General features: G+C 36.5%; 4 protein-coding genes and 1 pseudogene. All 5 read right to left on the bottom strand.

Features of this window, described 5'->3' with window-relative positions:
* Window positions 1-958: 958 nt before the first annotated feature.
* Window positions 959-1,204, bottom strand: a pseudogene (locus tag OZD61_RS05760) (PD-(D/E)XK nuclease family transposase); the annotation flags it as partial.
* Window positions 1,205-1,266: 62 nt separating this feature from the next.
* Complete coding sequence (typA, locus tag OZD61_RS01935) at window positions 1,267-3,096, bottom strand: translational GTPase TypA (RefSeq protein ID WP_274979653.1); 1,830 nt, start codon at window positions 3,094-3,096, stop codon at window positions 1,267-1,269.
* Between the two features lie 105 nt (window positions 3,097-3,201).
* Window positions 3,202-3,798, bottom strand: a complete 597-nt coding sequence (gene pyrE / locus OZD61_RS01930; RefSeq protein ID WP_006279657.1) for an orotate phosphoribosyltransferase — start codon at window positions 3,796-3,798, stop codon at window positions 3,202-3,204.
* Between the two features lie 3 nt (window positions 3,799-3,801).
* Complete coding sequence (locus OZD61_RS01925; protein WP_274979652.1) at window positions 3,802-4,986, bottom strand: dicarboxylate/amino acid:cation symporter; 1,185 nt, start codon at window positions 4,984-4,986, stop codon at window positions 3,802-3,804.
* A 198-nt stretch (window positions 4,987-5,184) separates the two neighbouring features.
* The gene (locus tag OZD61_RS01920; RefSeq protein ID WP_274979654.1) at window positions 5,185-6,510 is read right to left on the bottom strand and encodes a dihydroorotase; all 1,326 of its coding nucleotides are present in this window, start codon (window positions 6,508-6,510) and stop codon (window positions 5,185-5,187) included.
* Between the last annotated feature and the right edge of the window lie 141 nt (window positions 6,511-6,651).

The following is a 6,651-nucleotide window of genomic DNA, read 5'->3' as shown; positions in this document are numbered from 1 at the left end:
CCAGCTTGCAAATGATTGTCCTTTCCTTCATTTCTCTCCTATTACGAAGATTTTAAACAGGTTCTTAGGTATGAAATTTAAAACTTTCTTAAAAAAGGAACTATCATAGTAACCATACAAATATCTTGTATCTCAAGACCTTTGGTTTTTGTTGCTGAAAATGGTTGTATTATTTAAGTTATTAACAATATACAACACTAAGTTAATGTAATTTATTTGGAGATGACAGGAAAATTTATTGTAACTTTATATTCTAAATAGAATAAAGTTCTTTTGTTAGTGTTGTCCTTTTTGTAAAAAATATTCCTAATTTCTTCATCATTTCTGTGGGTAAGGTCATCTGCTTCTCTACCTCAAGTGGTTAACAAAGTTTCTTGTCACGAGGGACCAAATGGAAATCTGCTCGTTTTCACGCGAATTAATGTTACAAATTCTATACATTTCGTTACAAAATGGCATTCGCTTTCTCCATTATCCTTTACCTGCATTTTCATCAGCGTTCCTTGCGGTTTGCTTGCCATATAGGCGGAAATACAGGCTTACCCTGTTCCTTCTGTCATACAACAGTGGGTTAGGTGACTTCTCTATACCGGTGATTTGCGTACATCCAGAAATGAAAAATGTCACATTACCTTTTGGTCGGAGCTTATCAGCATCTTTAGCTCTTTAATCGTTACGATACTTATGAAGCTTCACTTACGTTCACCATACCACTAAGCCTAGCTCTCCAACCACACGATGCTTGTAGTTTATGCTCCTTTCACGATTGAGCATCTTCTTTTTCAAGAGGAGGTTCATTGTCCGCATCGCTTGGCACCAATCGGTTACCCGATTCGCACTGATGCGTAGACTCAGATGGCAAAACATCTGGTTTAATAAGTTTTAGAACTCTTTTAGTTTCTTTCTGAAGGAATTCCTCTCCTTTTAAACAATATGACCGAAGACTTTCAGGTCGCACCATTTCAATAATTAGCTGGGTTCCAGCAGAATCAGTACAGAAAACATCAACAATACTTTGTTTTTTAGAGGCAATCTCAGCATCCATGATAGTGCTGAGAAATTCTATTTCTTCTATTTCATCTTTGCCAGCGAAGCCCAATATATCATTGAGAAAGTGAATGAGAATATCTTTATTTTTCTCAGTGCCAAATATTCTCTTGAACGCGAAATTGTTTTTTGGATCGAGAAATTTCGAAAAGGCCATGATTAAATACAATTAGGAGACGAATAATTATACACTATTTTTCGCAAATGTTCAACCTCTGATTACTCCTTATTCTTTGCCCTTCCTGCACGCTTACGTTCATTTGGATCAAGGAATTTCTTGCGTAAACGTATAGATTTTGGAGTTACTTCCACCAATTCATCATCATCTATATACGCTATCATATCCTCCAGTGTCATTATCTTTGGTGGAGTGAGCTTTATAGCTTCATCACTACCTGAAGCTCTTACGTTTGTTAATTGCTTACCCTTTAACACATTTATCTCCAAATCATTGTCACGGCTATGCTGGCCGACAACCATGCCACAATATACCTTATCCTGTGGTTTAATAAACATAATTCCCCTGTCTTGCAAATTGAAAATTGCATATGCCACAGCCTCACCCTTATCTGTAGAAATTAAAACTCCATTGCGCCTTCCAGAAATTGGACCTCTATGTGGAGCATAATTGTGAAATAAACGGTTAATTATGCCTGTGCCACGAGAATCAGTTAAAAACTCTCCTTGATAACCGATTAATCCTCTTGATGGCACTAAAAACGTTAATCTTGTCCTGCCATTACCAGAAGGTCTCATGTCAGTTACTTCACCTTTACGGAAGCTGAGTTTTTCCATGATGATTCCACTATATTCATCATCTACATCAATTACTACTTCCTCTATAGGTTCAAGTTTTTTGCCATCTTCTTCCTTAAATAGCACTCGAGGGCGTGATACCGAAAGCTCAAAACCTTCTCTCCTCATATTTTCAATTAACACCCCAAGCTGTAGCTCACCACGTCCACCTACTTCAAACGCTTCACCGCTTGGTGCTAAAGTCACAGTAATTGCAACATTTGTTTCTGCCTCCGCGTATAAGCGATCCTTTATGGCAGTTGAGGTAAGCTTTGTACCTTCTTGCCCAGCAAAAGGTGAATCATTAACACTCAGAGTAATCGCCATTGTCGGCGGATCAACTGGAGTTGAGCTTACTGCAGTTGTAACCTCTGGTGCTGCTATAGTGTCTGAAACTGAAGCTTCCTCAAGCCCTGCAATTGCAATTATGTCTCCTGCCACAGCTTGTTCTACTGGAATGCGTTTCAAGCCAGAAAATGAGAGCAACTTAGTTAATCTTCCTCGTTCAATTACTTTGCCATCGAGGTCAAGCACCTTAAGATCTGAATTGACTTTTGCAATGCCCTGATAAACCTTTCCTGTCAATATTCTGCCAAGAAACTTATCAGACTCAAGTAGAGTGACCAACATAGCAAAAGGTGCATTTTGATTATAAACAGAAGGTTTTATATAATCTATAACCGTTGAAAATAATGGGCTTAAATCTTTTCTTTCATCAGAAAGCTCCTTAGCACACCAGCCATTTCTACCTGAAGCATACAACACTGGAAAATCTAGCTGCTCGTTGGTTGCATCAAGGTTAAAAAATAACTCATATATTTCATTTAATACTTCATCAATTCTGCTGTCTGGTCGATCGACCTTATTGATTATCACAATTGGCTTCAAATTTGCTTTTAGTGCTTTTGAGAGCACAAATTTTGTTTGTGGCATGGGACCTTCTGCAGCATCAACCAGCAGCAACACGCCGTCTGCCATGCACAATACCCTTTCTACTTCTCCACCAAAGTCTGCGTGCCCTGGCGTATCAATAATATTGATTTTTTCATCACCCCACATTATTGATGTGCATTTTGCAAGTATTGTAATCCCGCGCTCACGTTCTTGGTCGCCACTATCCATCACTCGTTCTTGAACTTCTTGATTCTCGCGGAATGTGCCACTTTGTTTTAACATGTTATCAAGTAAAGTAGTTTTACCGTGGTCAACGTGTGCGATTATTGCTATATTTCGGATCGATTTAAATTCGTTCATTTTCTATCATTTCAAAATTAATTTAGTAATAAGTATACATAAAATACACTTGGAGTAAATAACTAAAGCTGTGTATAAATGCTGTGTTTCCAAGATATTATAGGATTACTTCGTTAAATATTCCCTACTCCCAGGTTTTGTTATGGGTAGTTGTTTTAATTCACTTGGAAGTTCTTCCTCGCTGTAGTTTTTGATGTTCAGTTCAATCAAAGATATGACAGGAAAAGGCAGTTTCGTTTCACTATTTCTCTTTATCAAAGAAGCTTCAGCAACAACTTTACCTCCTTCCCCTTCTGCACATTCCACTGCTTCAAGTGAAGATTTACCTGTGGTTATTACATCTTCAATGAGCAATATTTTCTCACCCTTTTTGATCTTAAATCCACGGCGTAATTCAAACTTACCATTAACGCGCTCGCAAAACATTGTCTTTATTCCAAGCTGCCTGCCAATCTCATAACCCACAATTATTCCACCAATTGCAGGAGATAATATTAAATCTATGGAGCTATTTAATTCTTTTTTTATTTTATCTGCTAATAATGCGCAAACTTTCATGGCTCTGCTTGGATTTTCAAAAATCTTCGCACACTGTATGTATGTGTCACTATGCAGCCCGGATGATAAAACAAAATGCCCATGCAAAATTGCTTCTGCTTCTTTAAATTCTTTTATTATTAGGTTATTTTCGTCTAATATCATTTTTTAAGTTTCACTATTACATTCTTTATTAATTATCTGAGTGATACAAACATCAGACCACACATTTATTGCAGTTTCAAACATATCGATGATTGTATAAATAGGCAAAATCAGTCCCATAATATGCAGAGGAACATTCATTGACATGAGATAACTGGTTGCCATAAAATAGCACCCCATCGGCACTCCAGCGTTACCAATTGCAGCCCCTGTAGCTAAAAAAATCCATATCAACATTTCGCTTAAGGAAAATACGTATCCGTTCATTTCTGCAACAAACATTACAGCGATTAGTATAAATGCAGCACATGCATTCATGTTAATTGTTGTGCATATTGGTAAAATAAAAGACGATAATTTCTTTGGCACCTTTAGCTTGTTCTGCACACATTCTATAGTTGTTGGCAATGTTGCACTGGATGATTTAGAAAAAAACGCAAGTGTGAGTGCTGGCATAACCCCTTTCAGCGTTTGAATTGGTGATATGCCTTTATACCACATAAATAGCGGTAAAATCAGAAATGCCTGCACAAAATTTGCAGACATTATGCAAACAAAATACCATAAAAGATTGTAGAACTCACTACCGCCTTTTAATTCATGCAAAAAACAAGTAATAAAAGACCAAACAGCAAGCGGAATAAATTTTAATAACCCTTGAGCAATTTTAAGTAGCGTATCAAAAAGTGCAGAGAATACTTGATATAATATATCCTGCTTTTCTTTTGAAAGTGAAACAATAGCTCCACCCATCAAAAAAGCGATTAATATGCTACCAATCATATTATTTTCAAGAAAAACTTGCACAAAATTAGAAGGAATGAGTGATTTTAAATATGAAAAATAACTGTGGTTATTGCTGTTAATACTCCCTATTGTATTACTTATGAAATTTTTTCTTGCTGGATCTATTAACAAATAAAACGATAATGCAACAAACGCAGCTATAATAGTTGTAAGCAGAGTATAAAATAGTGTTTTCTTAACTAAGACTTTGATTTCAATTGAGTCTTTGAGCCCGGAAATTGTGGAAACTATGGATAAAAAAACCAGAGGTAAGCTTATTAATTTGAGCAAGCTGATAAAGATATCACTAAATAGCTTTGCTATTTCAAATATGATTTCATTGTTTAGGTAGTAAGCAACTATTGCAAGCAGTATAGAAAAAAGTATTGCAAACTTGTGCATTGAAAATAAAACTTCAAAGTAACATTATACAATAATTTTGCTGTTTTGGAATCAGATTGATAGACAAAATAACTTTACAGATTAGGGAAAGATAAGAGGATGTGTTTATTCGGAGACAGTGTAAGATTTCTTAATTTAAATTTAGGTGCACTTAGCCCATTCTGGTGATAACAAATTGGAATAGATAAGATATGATAACTAACTCTTCTGCGAGTATATAGTTTTGCCGGACACAACAGTACGTACTACGTGTCCTTTTACTTTGCGACCATCGAAAGGAGAATTCTTTGATTTACTAGCAAAGTTGTCAGTTTTAATTTCCCATTCATGATTGAGGTCAACTAAAATTAAGTCTGCAGCAAGGTTTTTTTGTATACGACCACGTGGTATGTGTATTATATCTGCAGGCTTATATGTCAATTTTGCAAGCACATCAAGTAGACCCATTTGCCCACTGTGATAGAGTTCAAGTGAAAGGGGCAGCATTGTTTCAAGACCAACAATACCAAATGCAGCATTTTCAAGTGGTAGATCTTTAGAACTACGATCATGCGGAGCGTGATCAGTTGCAATGCAATCAATCACACCTGTCTTTAAACCTTCAACCATAGCTAAACGATCTTCTTCAGTGCGAAGCGGCGGATTCATTTTTGCAATTGCTCCATGTTGTTTTACTATATCTTCAGTCAAAGTGAGGTGATGAGGGGTTACTTCGCACGTAACATTTAATCCCAAATCTTTTGCACGTTTAATAGCATCAAGTGAATCTTTTGAAGAGACATGTAGAATATGGTAGTGCACATTTTCCATATCCTTCATTAGCAGTATATCACGATTTACCATAACCGATTCTGACGCACTCAAGATCCCCTTTACTCCCAATTCCTCAGAAATTTTACCTTCGTTGATTGCGCCACCAGCAGATAAATTTAAATCTTCTGCATGTTGAGCAATAGGAACATTCAGCATACTTGAATAAAGCAGCGCCTGTCTCATAATCATTGGGTTCATAACTGGCATGCCATCATCGGTGAACCCAACCGCACCTGCTTCCTTTAAAAGTGCCATTTCAGTCAGGTGTTCTTCCGAAGTGGTGATTTTAGCGTAAAATTCAACGTTTACATGTGAAGTTTCAAGTGCTCTATATTTCAAATATTTAGCCAAAATAACGCTATCAATTGCTGGAACAGTGTTTGGCTGACAAACTACAGTTGTAACTCCCCCCGCAGCTGCAGATTTGCTGCCTGTATATATAGTTTCTTTATGTTCCTGGCCTGGTTCACGAAAATGTACGTGAATGTCAATAAGGCCTGGCATTAGAACAAGCCCTTTACAGTCTATTGTTTTATCAACTCCACTTGTTGAAAATAATGATTCACCAAAGTCAACAATTTTATCCCCTTCAGTCAATAATGAACCTTTTATATCAAGTTTAGTTTCCGGGTCGATAATACGAGCATTGGTATACGCAATTTTATAGCCTTCCTTTTGCCCTGTTTGCAACAAATCCCAAGTTTGAGTCATTATATTTGAGTATCGATTATAAAATAAATTTAAAGTTTTTTTAATAAAACACAACCAAATTAAAACACAGACTAAGAACCTGTTTAAAATCTTCGTAATAGGAGAGAAATGAAGGAAAGGACAATCATTTGCAAGCTGGTG

Source organism: Wolbachia endosymbiont of Drosophila bocki (assembly GCF_028982005.1).
In the GTDB taxonomy this organism is placed as follows: Bacteria; Pseudomonadota; Alphaproteobacteria; order Rickettsiales; family Anaplasmataceae; genus Wolbachia; species Wolbachia pipientis.
Note: the sequence above shows the minus strand (reverse complement) of the source record. Positions and strands in the feature narration are given on the sequence as shown.

Excerpts from the sequence above, each read along its gene's own strand:
- typA (WP_274979653.1), bottom strand. The coding sequence starts at position 3,096 with ATGAACGAATTTAAATCGATCCGAAATATAGCAATAATCGCACACGTT.
- pyrE (WP_006279657.1), bottom strand. The coding sequence starts at position 3,798 with ATGATATTAGACGAAAATAACCTAATAATAAAAGAATTTAAAGAAGCA.
- OZD61_RS01925 (WP_274979652.1), bottom strand. The coding sequence starts at position 4,986 with ATGCACAAGTTTGCAATACTTTTTTCTATACTGCTTGCAATAGTTGCT.
- OZD61_RS01920 (WP_274979654.1), bottom strand. The coding sequence starts at position 6,510 with ATGACTCAAACTTGGGATTTGTTGCAAACAGGGCAAAAGGAAGGCTAT.